The sequence below is a fragment of the Streptomyces sp. NPDC002851 genome (assembly GCF_053591935.1).
Genome location: NZ_JBSFUT010000009.1, coordinates 24,425 through 38,473, shown reverse-complemented (window position 1 = coordinate 38,473; position 14,049 = coordinate 24,425). Strand labels below are relative to the sequence as shown.

The window sequence follows — 14,049 nt, the reverse complement described above, 5'->3', positions numbered from 1 at the left end:
CCGGGCCGGGGGTTACGGCAAGGGTCTTACCGGGGTGGGGTGGCGGGGTGGGGGGTTCCGCCGTGGGGCGGAACCCCCGGGCGACTAGCGCAGCCGCTTCGCCGCCTCGACCATCCGCTCAAGCGCCGGGCGCACCTCGTCCGGTGTCCTGGTCTTCAGGCCGCAGTCCGGGTTGATCCAGAGGCGGTCGGCCGGGACGGTGTGCAGGGCGCGGTCGATGAGGTCGGTGAGGTGGCGTTCCGTGGGGACGGCGGGGGCGTGGATGTCGTAGACGCCGGGGCCCACCTGCCGTGGGTAGCCGGTGAGTTCGGCGGCGATCTCCAGGTGGGAGCGGGCCGCCTCCAGGCTGATCACGTCCGCGTCCAGGGCCTCGATGGCGGGCAGGATCTCGCCGAACTCCGCGTAGCACATGTGCGTATGGATCTGGGTGTCCGCGCGCACCCCGGAGGTGGCCAGGCGGAAGGACTCCGTCGCCCACTCCAGATAGGCCGCGTGTCCGGCGCGGCGCAGCGGCAGGGTCTCGCGCAGGGCCGGTTCGTCGACCTGGATGACGGCGGTACCGGCCGCCTCCAGGTCGGCGACCTCGTCGCGCAGGGCGAGCGCGACCTGCCGCGCGGTCTCGGCGAGCGGCTGGTCGTCGCGTACGAAGGACCAGGCGAGCATCGTCACCGGGCCGGTGAGCATGCCCTTGACCGGGCGGTCGGTGAGCGATTGGGCGTACGTCGTCCAGCGCAGCGTCATCGGCGCGGGCCGCGACACGTCGCCCGCGAGGATCGGCGGGCGGACGTAGCGGGTGCCGTACGACTGGACCCAGCCGTGCCGGGTGGCGAGGTATCCGGTGAGCTGTTCGGCGAAGTACTGGACCATGTCGTTGCGTTCGGGCTCGCCGTGCACGAGGACATCGAGCCCGGCCTTCTCCTGGAAGGCGACGACCTCGCGGATCTCGGCGGCGATGCGTTCTTCGTACGCCGAGTCGGTGAGCCTGCCCGTGCGCAACTCGGCGCGGGCGGAGCGCAGTTCGGGGGTCTGCGGGAAGGAGCCGATGGTCGTGGTGGGCAGCGGCGGCAGGTTCAGGCGGGCGCGCTGGGCGGCGGTTCGTTCCTCGTACGCGGCCGCGCGGCGGGTCTGGTCCGCGGTGACGGCGGCGCAGCGGGCGCGTACCGCCGGGTCGTGGGTGAGCGCGGATCCGGCGCGGGTCGCCAGGTCGGCGCGGCGGGCGGCGAGCGCGGCGGCGACGGTGTCCCGGCCGTGCCGCAACGCGCGGGTGAGCAGGGAGACTTCGCGGGTCTTCTGGCGGGCGAAGGAGAGCCAGCGCAGGATCTGCGGGTCGAGGCCGCGTTCCATGGCGGTGTCGAGCGGCACGTGGAGCAGCGAGCACGACGGGGCGACGTCGACCTGGTCCGCCAGGCCGAGCAGGGTGCCGAGGGTGGCGAGGGCCCGTTCCAGGTCGGCGGCCCAGACGTTGCGTCCGTCGACGACCCCGGCGATCAGGCGCTTGCCGGGGAGCCCGCCGATGGCGGCGAGCGCGTCGAGGTTGCCCGCGGCGGCGCCGGTGAAGTCGAGGGCGAGGCCGTCGATGGGAGCGTCCGCGAGTACGGGCAGGGCGTCCCCGAGTACGTCGAAGTAGGAGGCGACGAGGAGTCGGGGGCGGTCCGTGAGGGCGCCCAGGTCGCGGTAGGCGCGGGCGGTGGCGCTCAGCACGGCGCCCGGCCGGTCCTGGACCAGGGCGGGCTCGTCGAGCTGTACCCAGGCGGCGCCCGCGGCCCGCAGATCCGCGAGGACGGAGGCGTACACCGGGAGCAGCCGGTCGAGCAGCGTGAGCGGGTCGAAGCCGTCGGGAGCGCCCGGCGCGGGCTTGGCGAGCAGCAGGAAGCTGATCGGCCCGAGCAGCACGGGCCGGGCGGCGAAGCCCTCGTCACGGGCCTCGGTGTACTCGGTGAGCTGCTTGCGGGAGTCGGCGGTGAAGACGGTGCCGGGCCCCAACTCCGGTACGAGGTAGTGGTAGTTGGTGTCGAACCACTTGGTCATCTCCAGGGGCGCGGCGGTGGCGGTGCCGCGCGCCATGGCGAAGTAGAGCGCGAGGTCGTGGGCCGCTGAGCCGCCCGTCCACTGCTCGCCCGCGGGTACGGCGGCGCGGTGCCGGGGCGGGATCGCGCCGACCATCTGGGCGGTGTCGAGGACGTGGTCGTAGAGCGAGAAGTCGCCGGTGGGGATCTCCTCGATCCCGGCGTCACGGAGTTCGCGGCGCCGGGCGGCGCGCAACTCGGCGGCGGCGCGGTGCAGTTGGGCGGCGTCGGTGCGCCCGGCCCAGTAGCGCTCGATCGCCTTCTTCAGCTCGCGGTGGGGGCCTTGGCGGGGGTAGCCGTGCAGGGTTGCGGCGGTACGGCAGAGGGTGGTGTCGGGGTGATCGGCGGTCACGGAACTCTCCTTCGCGAGTTCTCGGCGGGCCGCGCGGCCGAGCACGTACGACGAAGGAGGGGCGGCGCACGCACTGGTGCCGTCGCCCTGCCGCCGCCGACCCGCCCACGAGGTCCCGGTGCGACCGCGGCCCGTGCGGGTCCGCGGGCAGTGGCAGGTCTTCGGACTCGCGGGCGTGCTCCTCGGCCCGGGCTCTTTCACCCGTACCAGGGGCTCCTACTGGCCGTCGCTTCCCGGACGTGGATGTCGTACGTCCAGTGCGTGTGACGGCGGTCGTTCCCGCTCACCGCTGCGGGGCAGTCCCGGATTCCCACCGGGTTCCCTCTTACGACGCCACCGCCTGGCGGGCGGGGCGAACCAGCTGCGTGGGCCAGCCTAGACGTTCGGTGCTACGGGCGGGGGCGGAGGTGTGATTTCCGCTTCCCGGGGGCAGCGGGCGCCGGGGGCCATGGCAGCATGTGCGGCCATGACGCACGCCCGTTCCACTCTGCGCGCCTTCCGGGCCGCGCTGTTCGCCGCGGTGTGCGTCACTCTGGGCACCGCGGGGCATTCGTACACGTCTGGACATCAGGTCCCTCTTGGTGGCCTATTGAGCGCTTTGGGCGTTACGGGTGTTCTGGCCTGGGTGGGGGCCCGGCGGCGTCGCGGTCCGGTGGCCATCGGGGCCGGGCTGCTCGCGGTGCAGGGGGCACTGCATTTGGCCTTCGCCGGGGCACAGGAGCATGCCGCCGCCATGGGGCACGGCCAGGACCACGCCGCCATGGCGCACACCCAGGGGCACGGCTCGGCCGGGATGCTCGCCGCGCACCTCCTGTCCGCGCTCCTGTGCGCCCTGTGGCTGGCCCGTGGCGAGGCGGCACTCTTCCAGCTCCTGCGCACGCTCGAAGCGCTGACCTTCACTCCGTTGCGGCTGCTCGGCGCGGCGGTACGGCTTCCGGAGCCGCCCGGCCCCGGACGGCGGCCGTGGTCCTGGTACGGCCCGGCCCGGCCGCGTACCGCCGTACTCGCGCACGTGGTGTCCCGGCGCGGGCCGCCGGTGACGGCGCGTCTCCCGCGTTACGCACCCGCCGCCGCCTGACCTCGGCTTCCTTCGCGCTCCGGCGCCGCGGTGGGTGCGCTGTCACCTGCCCACGCACCGAACTCCGAAGGACGTCATGGCCATTGACAACCGGCACGAGCCGGACATCGCCGAAGAAAATCCACCAGATACACCAGATACGAAGGGGCAGGGCGACGGCGGCGAGCGCCGTCCGGGCGCCTGGGCCGCGCTCCGCCCGCTGCTCCTCCGCCTCCACTTCTACGCCGGGGTGCTCATCGCCCCGTTCCTGCTCGTCGCCGCCGTGAGCGGGATGCTGTACGCGCTCTCGTTCCAGGCCGAGAAGGTCGTCCACCGGCACGAGCTGCGGGTCCCCGTCGGGGATGAGACCGTGCCGCTGAGCGAGCAGGTCGCCGCCGCCCGCAAGGCACACCCCGAGGGCACCGTCACGGCCGTGTGGCCGCCGGCCGAGGAGGGCGCCACGACGCGGGTGCTCTTCGCCTCGCCGGACGTGCCCGAGGACCGCGAGCTCGCGGTGTTCGTGAACCCGTACACCGCCGAGATCCGCGGCGAGCTGGCCAGCTACGGCAGCTCCGGCGCGCTGCCGCTGCGCACCTGGATCGACGAGCTGCACCGCGATCTGCACCTGGGCGAGCTGGGCCGCAACTACAGCGAACTCGCCGCCAGCTGGCTGTGGGTGGTCGCGCTCGGCGGCGTCGCCCTGTGGTTCGGACGCCGCCGCGCCCGGCGGCGCGACCTCGTCGTACCCGGCAAGGGCGCGGAGAAGGGGCGGGCCCGCACCCTGTCCTGGCACGGCGCGGTCGGCCTGTGGGCGGCGATCGGGCTTGTGGCGCTCTCGGCGACCGGCCTGACCTGGTCGAAGTACGCGGGCGCCAATATCGACACGTTCAAGGCACAGCTCGGCGGGGCCACGCCCGTCGTCGACGCCACGCTCGCGAGCGGCGCGGGTGCGGGCGGCGGCCATGAAGGGCACGAGGGCCACGCCGGGCACGGCGGGGGTACCGGCGGTACCGGCGGCTCCGGGCGCGGTGCGGACATCGGCGTCGACCGGGCCCTGGAGATCGCCCGTGGCAAGGGCGTCGACGGGAAGGTGTCGGTGATCCTGCCGGTCGACGGGCAGGGCTACGTCGTCAAGGAGACCGACGCCCAATTCCCCGTCCACCTCGACTCGGTGGCCGTCGACCCGGCCGACGGGAAGGTGCTCGACGAGGTGAGGTTCGCGGACTACCCGCTGCTCGCCAAGCTCACCCGGGTCGGCATCGACGCGCACATGGGCGTCTTCCTCGGCCTGCCCAACCAGCTCGCGCTCGCCGCGCTGATGCTCGCCACGGTGCTCCTGATCGTCTGGGGCTACCGGATGTGGTGGCTGCGCCGCCCGACCAGGGAGCGGAAGGCGAGCTTCGGGCGGCCGATACCGCGGGGTGCCTGGCGGCGGGTGCCGCTGCCGGTCCTGGTGCCGCTGCTCGCGGTCACGGCGGTGGTCGCCTGGTTCGTGCCGCTCCTTGGTGTGAGCCTGGTGGCGTTCCTGGTGCTCGATGCGCTGATGGCGGTACGCGGCCGCGCCCGTTCCGTACGTACGTAGAAGCGCCGGGTACGTAGCAGCGCCGGAAGCGAAACACGTACGTACAGAAGGGGCGCCCGTTACGAGACGGGCGCCCCTTCAGTAGTTACTCGGACCTCGGTTACTCAGACCTCGCTCAGGCCTGACCGGCCTTCTCCAGAGCCGTGCAGCAGGTGTCCACGATGAGCCGCGTCACCACGTACGGGTCGACGTTCGCGTTCGGGCGGCGGTCCTCGATGTAGCCCTTGCCGTCCTTCTCGACCTGCCACGGGATACGGACCGAGGCGCCACGGTTGGAGACGCCGTAGGAGTACTCGTTCCACGGGGCGGTCTCGTGCAGACCGGTGAGGCGGTCGTCGATACCGGCGCCGTAGTTCTTGACGTGGTCCATCGGCTTGGAGTCCTCACCGAGGGACTCGCAGGCGGTGATGATCGCGTCGTAGCCCTCGCGCATCGCCTTCGTGGAGAAGTTGGTGTGCGCGCCCGCGCCGTTCCAGTCGCCCTTGACCGGCTTCGGGTCGAGGGTCGCCGAGACCTCGAAGTCCTCGGCGGTGCGGTAGAGCAGCCAGCGGGCCACCCACAGCTGGTCGGAGACCTCGAGCGGGGACAGCGGGCCGACCTGGAACTCCCACTGGCCCGGCATGACCTCGGCGTTGATGCCGGAGATGCCGAGGCCCGCCTTCAGGCAGTTCTCCAGGTGCGCCTCGACGATGTCACGGCCGAAGATCTCGTCCGCGCCGACGCCGCAGTAGTAGCCGCCCTGCGCGGCCGGGAAGCCGCCCTCGGGGAAGCCGAGCGGGCGGGAGCCCTTGAAGAAGGTGTACTCCTGCTCGATGCCGAAGATCGGCTCCTGGCCGCCGAACCGCTCCGCGACCTCGGTCAGCTGCGCCCGGGTGTTGGTGGCGTGCGGGGTCATGTCCGTGTTCAGGACCTCGCAGAGGACCAGGATGTCGTCGCCGCCGCGGATCGGGTCCGGGCAGGAGAAGACCGGCTTGAGCACGCAGTCGGAGGCGTGGCCCACGGCCTGGTTGGTGCTGGAACCGTCGAAGCCCCAGATGGGCAGCTCGGCGACGTCGCTGGAAGCGGAGCCCGTGAGGATCTTCGTCTTGGAACGCAGCTTCGCCGTCGGCTCGGTGCCGTCGATCCAGATGTATTCGGCCTTGAACGTCACGGGCGTCATCCTTTACGGGCTTGCGGGGCTTGTGTCGCGCTGCGGTCGCAGCCTGGCAACCCGCGATTTCCCGACCGTTGCTCGACTGTGAACCCCATGTAACGCGGCTCGCTCACCCGCCCCACCAGCACTGGGAGGGCCTGCCCCGGCGCCGCGCGGGGCATCGTATACAGGCCGATAAGGGGGTACGGCGGGGCGTTCGTATACCGGAGACTGGACCCCATGGCCACCACCGACCGCGACCCTCGTGAGCACACCACCGACCGTCACCCGCGCAAGCGGCCGCCCGTCCGCACGGCCCTGCTCGGCACCGGCCCCTGGGCGCAGCGCGTGCACGGGCCCGCGCTCGCCGCGCACCCCGGCATCGACCTCGTGGGCGTCTGGGGACGCAGGCCGCAGGCGGCGGGCGCCCTCGCGGAGACCCTCGGCACGCGCGCGTACGACAACGTCGACGCCCTCTTCAAGGAGGTGGACGCGGTCGCCTGTGCCCTGCCGCCGGACGTCCAGGCCGAGCTCGCGACGCGGGCCGCGCGGGCGGGCTGCCATCTGCTGCTCGACAAGCCGGTGGCGACCTCGCTGCCGCGGGCGCGGGAGCTCGCGGACACGGCCACGGCGGCGGGCGTGGCCTCCGTGGTCTTCTTCACGCTGCGGTTCGCCGCCGCGGTCGGGCCGTGGCTCGACGAACAGACCGCCGCCAAGGGCTGGTTCACCGCCCGCGCCGACTGGTTCGGCTCCATCTACGCGCCCGGCAGCGGCCGCAGCGCGGCGACCGAGTCGCCCTGGCGGCACGAGAAGGGCGCCCTGTGGGACGTGGGCCCGCACGCCCTGTCGGTGCTGCTCCCGGTGCTCGGCGACGTCACCGGGGTGAGCGCGGCACCCGGCCCCGAGGACACCGCGCACCTGCTCCTGCGGCACGCCTCGGGGGCGTCCAGCGTGGCGACGCTCACGCTCACGGCGCCGGAGAAGGCGGGCGGCGTGACGGTCGAGCTGCGCGGTGACGCGGGCGTGGCCCAGCTGCCCGAGGTATGGGGCGACGGCCCGGCCGACTCGTACGGACGCGCCGTAGACGCCCTCCTGGACTCGGCGGACACGGGCATCCCGCACCCGTGCGACGTGCGCTTCGGGCTACGGGTCACGGAGATCCTGACGGAGGCGGAAGGCGTGCTTACGTGAGTGGGGCGTCGGCGCCCGCGCTTACCTGACCGGGGCGTTGGCGCCCGGCGGTTACTTGATCAAGGCGTTGGCGCCCGCGATCAGCAGCCCGATGGCGGCGTCCGCGCCGCCGATGGCCACCGCCGAGCGGCGCCGGTAGCCCACGCGCAGCGCGGCCACGGCGCCCCAGGCGAAGAGCAGGCCCGCGTTGGCGGACAGGCCGATCGTGGACACGGCCTCCTCGGGCCAGTCGGCGAAGCCCGCCGCCACGAGCAGCGCCACCGTGGGCAGACAGGCCACGACCAGGGGCCACTCCCCGGCGAGGGCAAGGCCCAGCTGCCGCCAGCGGTGGCCGCCCGAGCCCTCGGCGTGCGTCGCCATGTGGTGCGCGTAGCCGTGCGCGAGGGCGGCGGTGCCCGCGGTCACCAGGACCCAGGAGGCGTCGTAGAAGGGGGTGTAGCTGTGACCGGTGCGCTGGAGCGCCGCGAGGAGGGCACTGGCCAGGACGGTCCCGTACACGCCGCCGAACATCCAGTTGCGCATGCCCTCAAAGGTTACGGACGTTCCAGGAAATTTCGGTCGTCAGCAAGGACCATTTACGGGCCTTTCGCCCTGACCGAAAGGACGAGACGAGCCGATGCCGTCCGCTGGCGCACCTGCCCTACGCGCCGCCCCGGCCCAGTGCCTCCCGTACCGACTCCTCCGAGCGCCCGACGACCGCCGTGCCGTCGTCCGCGGTGATGATCGGGCGCTGGATCAGCTTGGGGTGGGCGGCGAGCGCGGCGATCCAGCGGTCACGGGCGGCGGGCTCGCGCGGCCAGGTCTCGCGGTCCGTGAGACCGAGCTCCTTGGCGTCCGCCTCCTGGGTGCGGGTGATCTCCCACGGTTCGAGGCCGAGTCGGTCGAGTACGTCGCGGATCTCGCCCTCGGACGGTACGTCCTCCAGGTAGCGGCGCACCGTGTAGTCGGCGCCCTCCTCGTCGAGCAGCTTGATGGCGCTGCGGCACTTCGAACAGGCCGGGTTGATCCAGATCTCCATGGCGTAAGCGTAAGGGAATCGTCCGCTCAGGGGCGGTCCCCGCGGACCGTCAAAGCCCTTGTGGCCAGGGCCTTTTGTCAGTGGTCGGCCGTAGAATAGAAGCAGTGTTCGAGATGGGTCGCACGGCGAGGTGCGGCCTCCCGACCACCCCAGGAGGATGCCCATGGCCGCTGCCGTACTGTCCGCCAAGTCCGCCGAGTCGACCAAGTCCGCCGCAACCGCGACTACTTCGAGGACCACGAAGTCCCGGTCCATCGACCTGCCGTACACGCCTCTCCTGAAGAAGCCGCTGCCCGCCGGCCGGCCGCGGGAGTGGTACATCAGGCACAACCGCCGTCTGAAGGCCATGCGCCTCGCGATCGCCCTGCTCGACTCGGGTGTCTACCGCCCGGAGCAGGCCCACGACCGCCTGATACGCAGCACCGCCGAACTCGTCGGCGTGCACCGGCCCTCGGAGATCACCTGCCACATGGTGCGGGCACTGATGCGGTACAGCAGGTGATGCAGTACAGCCGGTGATGCAGCACAGCCGGTCAACACCCGTCGCTGAGGCGACGGGCGCGCACAACGGGCACCACTGGCTGTGGTGCCGCGCGTTGGCGTCCTGCTCCACTCCCGGGTTTCGGGGGTGGAGCTGGGGCGCAGTTGAACACGACGGGCCCGCGTTACGTATGCAGGCCCATGGGACGCACATCACGGAAACGACCGACACTCGCCGCCCGGGCGATAGCCGCCGCAGCGGCCCTGCTCCTGGGCGGCGGCGGCCTCGCCCTCGCCAACGGCTACGCCTCCGCGGGCCAGGATCCGCCACCGGAACAACAGACCCGACAACAGTCCGACCAGCAGCGGGCGGCACAGGCCGCCACCGTCGACTGCCCCGACCCCTCCCTCGAATTAGTGGAGGTCCCGCAGCGGGCACGGCTCACCGTGGACCGCCAACTCGCCGCCATGGACCGCCAGGTCGGCGAGGCGTACTTCCAATACGTCCAGGGATCCGGCGGAGCGCAGGAAGCGCAGGAGTCGGTGCTCGGCCCCCTGGAGAAGCAGCGCCGGGCCTCCCTCGACCGCATCGCGGGCGCCGTGGAGCAGGCCGGGGGCCGCATGCCCGACAACTTCGACGCCCTGGCCCCGTGCACGCTGCGCGGATCCGTACCGCAGGAAGGCCAGGTCCAGCAGGACGGCGGTGACGGACAGGCCGACGGCCAAGGTGACAACCAAAGCGACGGCCAGGGTGACAACCAAGGCGACGGCCAAGGCGACGGCCAGGGTGACAACACCGGCGACGGCGCCGAAGGAGGCCACGGCGGCGGTCACGGAGGCGGCGCCGGAAACGGCCCCTCCCCCGACGACTTCGCCGACATCCGCTCCGTAGAGCCCAACAACGAGCAACCCGAGCCCGGCGAGAACGCCTCGCGCGGCTCCTTCACGACCGACTGCGGCGTCAACGAGAACGGCAAGCGCAACCCGGACAACGTCATCGTCGCGCCCGGCGTGCCCAACGGCGCGCACCACATGCACGACTACATCGGCAACCAGGCCACCGACGCCTTCTCCGACGACGAGGACCTCGCGAACGGCGACACCAGCTGCCGCAACCAGGGCGACCGCTCCACGTACTACTGGCCCGTCCTGCGGGTCCAGAACGGTCAGGACGAGGAGGACGCTAACGCCGACGGCGGCGGCAACGACCACAACGTGGGGCAGATCCAGACCCCCACCGAGGTCACCACGGAGTTCCGGGGCAGCCCGGTCGGCGAGGTCGTGCCGATGCCGCGGTTCCTGCGCATCATCACCGGCGACGCCAAGGCGTTCACGAACGGCGATGCGGAGGCCAACGCCTCCTGGAGCTGCACCGGCTTCGAGGACCGGCAGCTGACCGACAAGTACCCGCTGTGCCCCGAGGGCAGCAACGTGGTGCGGACCTTCCGCTTCCAGAGCTGCTGGGACGGTCAGAACACCGACAGCGCCAACCACCGCACGCACGTGGCGTTCGCCGACGAGAACGGCGCCTGCCCCCAGGGCTTCCAGGCGATTCCGCAGCTGGTCCAGCGGGTCGTGTACGACGTGGCGCCGCAGCCCAACTTCGCGGTGGACTCCTTCCCGGAGCAGCTGCACAAGCCGGTGACGGACCACGGCGACTTCATCAACGTCTTCGACGAGGAGCTGATGCGGGAGCTGACCGACTGCATCAACGACGGCCGCCGCTGCTCCTGACCCTGACCCTGCCCCCTGGGCCGCGTGGTCCACGCATGCCACTCGTGTGGCCCCGGCCCGGACGTCAACCCCCTCCCCAGTCGGCCGACACGAACACGCCACCTCCGCACGTCTCGTTGAGCGGCGGGGACCCTCCGGTTACCGTGCGCCGCACCGCACAAGTCGACGCAGGGGGGCACATTCATGGCAGAGATGGCAGAACCGTCACGTCGGGGCGTCCTCGGCACCGCCGGTGCCCTGGGGCTCGGCACCGCGCTCGGCGCCGCGGTGCCGGCCGCCGCCTCGGAATCCACCGGACCCACCGGACCCACCGTCCCGCGCCCCGCCCGGAGCGGGGCCGTAGATCTCGGCCCCGCCCGGGCGGCGCTCCGCCGGCTCCTTCCGGACCACGCGGACCAGTTCACCGTCGTACCTCTGGTAGGGGACGACGATCGCTTCCGGGTAACCGGTCTTACCGGTATTGCTGGTGACGCCGACTCAGGCACCACGAAAGGCGCCGTCCCCAGGGTCACCGTCGCGGGCACCACGCCCGCCGCCGTCCTCACCGGCGTCCACTGGTATCTGAAGTACGTCTGCGGGGCGGTGATCTCCTGGTCCGGCACCCAGCTCGACCTGCCCGCCCGGCTGCCCGTACCCGACCGGCCCCTGGAGCGCAGGGCGACCGTCCCGCACCGCTTTGTCTTCAACGACACGCACGACGGCTACACCGCCCCGTACGCCGACTGGGCCCACTGGGAGCGCCTGATCGACGTACTGGCGCTGCACGGCTGCAACGAGGTCCTGGTGACGGCCGGTCAGGAAGCGGTCTATCACCGGCTCCTGAAGGACTTCGGGTACTCCGATGCCGAGGCCCGCGCCTGGCTGCCCGCGCCCTCGCACCAGCCGTGGTGGCTGCTGCAGAACATGAGCGCGTACGGCGGCCCGCTCAGTCCGGAGCTCATCGCGAAGCGGGCCAAGCTCGGCCGCCGCATCGCCGACCGGCTGCGCGAGCTCGGCATGCACCCCGTGCACCCCGGCTACTTCGGCACCGTCCCGGACGGCTTCGCCAAACGCAACCCGGGCGCCCGCACCGTCCCGCAGGGCAAGTGGGCGGGCCTGAAGAGACCGGACTGGCTGGATCCGCGCACCGACGTGTTCGAGCGCGTGGCCGCGGCCTTCTACCGCCACCAGGCCGACCTCTTCGGCGAGATCAAGCACTTCAAGATGGACCTCCTGCACGAGGGCGGCGACCCGGGCGATGTGCCGGTGCCGGACGCCGCGCGCGCCGTCGAGAAGGCGCTCCAGAAGGCGCGGCCCGGCGCGACCTGGGAGATCCTCGGCTGGCAGGAGAACCCCCGCCGCGACCTCATCGACGCCCTCGACAAGCGGCGTCTCCTCATCGTGGACGGCCTGTCCGACCTGGAGACGGTCACCGACCGCGAGGAGGACTGGGGCGGCGCGCCCTATGCCTTCGGCACCATCCCGAACTTCGGCGGCCGCACCACCATCGGCGCCAAGACCCATATGTGGACGGAGCGGTTCACCGACTGGCGGGACAAGGACGGCTCGGCGCTCGCGGGCACCGCGTACATGCCGGAGGCCTCCGACCGCGACCCGGCCGCCCTCGAACTCTTCACGGAACTCGCCTGGCGCGAGGAGGCGGTGGACCGGACACGGTGGTTCCAGGACTATGCGGATCTGCGCTACGGCGGCCGCGACGCGAAGGCCCGCGCCGCGTTCGCCGCGCTGCGCGACACCGCGTACAAGATCACCAGCAAGGACGGCCGCCCGCACGACTCGATCTTCGCGGCGCGCCCGAGCCTGTCCGCCAACTCCGGTACGCACTACGCCACGCACACCCCCGCCTTCCCGCCCGGCGGCTTCGACAAGGCGTTCGCGGCGCTGCTCGGGGTGCAGGAGTCGCTGCGCGGTTCGGACGCCTACCGCTACGACCTCACCGACCTGGCCCGGCAGGCCCTCGCCAACCGCTCCTGGCAACTGCTTCCACAGCTGAAGGCGGCGTACGCGCGCAAGGATCAGGACACCTTCAAGTCGCTCGCCCGTCTGTGGCTGACGCTGATGCGGCTCAGCGAGGAGATGTCCGGCGCGCACCGGGCGTTCCTGCTCGGGCCCTGGCTGGAGGACGCCAAGCGGATGGCGTCCTCGACGACCGAAGCGGCGCGGCTTGAGCGCACCGCCCGGACCCTGGTCACCACCTGGGCGGACCGGGTCACGGCGGACGGCGGACGGCTCGCGAACTACGCCAACCGGGACTGGCAGGGCCTGATCGGCGACTTCCATCTGCCGCAGTGGCAGGCGTACTTGGACGAGCTCGAGGACGCGCTCGCGGCGGGCCGGAAGCCGAAGACGTTCGACTGGTACGCCATCGAGGAGCCCTGGACCCGCGAGCGCAAGGAGTACCCGCTGCGCCCGCCGAACGACGCCCACCGCACCGCGAGACGTGTCCATCAGACCCTCTCGCGCGCGGCCTATCAGGGCCGGGTCGCGGTCTCGGCGGAACCCGCCGCCTTCCCGCCCGGCGGGCACGCGCGCGTGGCGGCCGAATTCACCAACGTCAACGGCCTGCGCGCCACCGGACGCGTCGACTTCACGTTCACCACCGGGGACGGCCTGGAGGCCGAGCCGGAGGGAGCCATGGAGCTGCCGTCCGTCCCCGAGGCCGGCAGCGGCACGGTCCGCTGGCGCGCCACGGCCCCCGACAAGCCCCTGACAAGGCCGCTCACCCCGCTGCCCTACGAACTGAGCGCCACATACGGCCCGTTGGGCGAGCGCCGGGTCACGACGGTCCACAAGGGCACGTTGTACGTCGCCGGGCCGCTCGACGACGCGTGGCGCACCTACACCAACAACGGCGCCGTCTTCGGACAGCTGCAACAGAAGTACGGCGTCAACGGCGGCGGGCAGGACCTCTGGAAGGGGACGGCCGAGTTCGGCACGGCCTACCGCGCCGGAGTGTTCGAGGACGGCGTGACGGTCACGGTCGCGGTCGACGCCCAGGAGAACACCGGCCCCTGGGCGCGCGCGGGCCTCGTCGCCCGCAACTCCCTTGCCACCACGGGCTCCCCGGGCTTCGTCAACCTGTCGGTCACTCCGTCCAACGGTGTCGTCCTCTCCTACGACAGCAACGGCGACGGCACCCTGGACACGTACCGCCGTATCACCGGCATCAAGGCGCCGGTACTGCTCCGCCTGACCCGCACCGCGGAGGGCTGCCGCGGCGAGTGCTCCATGGACGACGGGGCGACGTGGCGCACGGTCGCCGCGGTGCCGGTGCCCGGGGCCGCGGCCGCCCAGGACGTGGGGATCTTCATGTCGGCGGCGCACGGCGGGAGCGGGTCGCGCGGCACGGTGGAGTTCAGCGGCTTCTCCCTCGACTGAGCTCGCCCACCGGGTGGCAGGGGCCGAACTCCCTTGCCACCCACCGCTGGGGTGACCAT

10 protein-coding genes and 1 riboswitch are annotated in these 14,049 nt (G+C 72.2%); of the genes, 6 read left to right on the top strand and 4 right to left on the bottom strand.

The features are described from left to right. Positions 1–84 precede the first annotated feature (84 nt). A complete protein-coding gene (gene metE, locus ACWD10_RS12175; RefSeq protein ID WP_451089749.1) occupies positions 85–2,418 on the bottom strand; it encodes a 5-methyltetrahydropteroyltriglutamate--homocysteine S-methyltransferase in 2,334 nt (777 codons plus the stop codon). Positions 2,419–2,569: 151 nt separating this feature from the next. Next, positions 2,570–2,778: riboswitch (cobalamin riboswitch) on the bottom strand. Positions 2,779–2,884: 106 nt separating this feature from the next. On the opposite strand from metE, the gene ACWD10_RS12170 reads away from it, so the two are divergent. Both ACWD10_RS12170 and ACWD10_RS12165 read left to right on the top strand, forming a co-directional pair. Continuing rightward, on the top strand, positions 2,885–3,496 hold the full coding sequence (locus tag ACWD10_RS12170; RefSeq protein WP_451089747.1) for a hypothetical protein: 612 nt from the start codon (positions 2,885–2,887) through the stop codon (positions 3,494–3,496). 76 nt (positions 3,497–3,572) lie between these two features. Further along, on the top strand, positions 3,573–5,057 hold the full coding sequence (locus tag ACWD10_RS12165) for a PepSY-associated TM helix domain-containing protein (protein WP_451089745.1): 1,485 nt from the start codon (positions 3,573–3,575) through the stop codon (positions 5,055–5,057). 115 nt (positions 5,058–5,172) lie between these two features. Here the strand turns inward: ACWD10_RS12165 and glnII are convergent, their stop codons facing one another. Then, positions 5,173–6,207: a glutamine synthetase gene (gene glnII / locus ACWD10_RS12160; RefSeq protein WP_451089743.1), complete on the bottom strand. Its 1,035-nt coding sequence runs from the start codon at positions 6,205–6,207 to the stop codon at positions 5,173–5,175. Positions 6,208–6,429: 222 nt separating this feature from the next. Here glnII and ACWD10_RS12155 point away from each other — a divergent pair, with 222 nt between their 5' ends. Then, positions 6,430–7,380 carry a Gfo/Idh/MocA family protein gene (locus ACWD10_RS12155; RefSeq protein ID WP_451089741.1) on the top strand — a complete coding sequence of 317 codons (951 nt, stop codon included), beginning with the start codon at positions 6,430–6,432 and terminating at the stop codon, positions 7,378–7,380. 51 nt (positions 7,381–7,431) lie between these two features. On the opposite strand, the gene ACWD10_RS12150 is transcribed toward ACWD10_RS12155, so the two are convergent. After that, positions 7,432–7,902 carry a hypothetical protein gene (locus ACWD10_RS12150; protein WP_451089739.1) on the bottom strand — a complete coding sequence of 157 codons (471 nt, stop codon included), beginning with the start codon at positions 7,900–7,902 and terminating at the stop codon, positions 7,432–7,434. 118 nt (positions 7,903–8,020) lie between these two features. Further along, positions 8,021–8,398 (bottom strand): arsenate reductase family protein, encoded by a 378-nt coding sequence (locus tag ACWD10_RS12145; RefSeq protein ID WP_451089737.1) that lies wholly within the window; start codon positions 8,396–8,398, stop codon positions 8,021–8,023. 157 nt (positions 8,399–8,555) lie between these two features. Here ACWD10_RS12145 and ACWD10_RS12140 point away from each other — a divergent pair, with 157 nt between their 5' ends. From ACWD10_RS12140 to ACWD10_RS12130, 3 genes are all read left to right on the top strand, one after another. Beyond that, positions 8,556–8,900 (top strand): hypothetical protein, encoded by a 345-nt coding sequence (locus tag ACWD10_RS12140; RefSeq protein WP_451089735.1) that lies wholly within the window; start codon positions 8,556–8,558, stop codon positions 8,898–8,900. Positions 8,901–9,079: 179 nt separating this feature from the next. Further along, positions 9,080–10,612, top strand: a complete 1,533-nt coding sequence (locus ACWD10_RS12135; RefSeq protein ID WP_451089733.1) for a DUF1996 domain-containing protein — start codon at positions 9,080–9,082, stop codon at positions 10,610–10,612. 192 nt (positions 10,613–10,804) lie between these two features. Continuing rightward, complete coding sequence (locus ACWD10_RS12130; protein WP_451090046.1) at positions 10,805–13,990, top strand: alpha-N-acetylglucosaminidase; 3,186 nt, start codon at positions 10,805–10,807, stop codon at positions 13,988–13,990. Positions 13,991–14,049 lie beyond the last annotated feature (59 nt).

Bases quoted from the DNA above. Each gene is read 5' to 3' on its own strand.
- ACWD10_RS12150 (WP_451089739.1), bottom strand. From the start codon at position 7,902: ATGCGCAACTGGATGTTCGGCGGCGTGTACGGGACCGTCCTGGCCAGT.
- ACWD10_RS12135 (WP_451089733.1), top strand. From the start codon at position 9,080: ATGGGACGCACATCACGGAAACGACCGACACTCGCCGCCCGGGCGATA.
- ACWD10_RS12165 (WP_451089745.1), top strand. From the start codon at position 3,573: ATGGCCATTGACAACCGGCACGAGCCGGACATCGCCGAAGAAAATCCA.
- ACWD10_RS12140 (WP_451089735.1), top strand. From the start codon at position 8,556: ATGCCCATGGCCGCTGCCGTACTGTCCGCCAAGTCCGCCGAGTCGACC.
- ACWD10_RS12145 (WP_451089737.1), bottom strand. From the start codon at position 8,398: ATGGAGATCTGGATCAACCCGGCCTGTTCGAAGTGCCGCAGCGCCATC.
- ACWD10_RS12130 (WP_451090046.1), top strand. From the start codon at position 10,805: ATGGCAGAACCGTCACGTCGGGGCGTCCTCGGCACCGCCGGTGCCCTG.
- ACWD10_RS12155 (WP_451089741.1), top strand. From the start codon at position 6,430: ATGGCCACCACCGACCGCGACCCTCGTGAGCACACCACCGACCGTCAC.
- ACWD10_RS12170 (WP_451089747.1), top strand. From the start codon at position 2,885: ATGACGCACGCCCGTTCCACTCTGCGCGCCTTCCGGGCCGCGCTGTTC.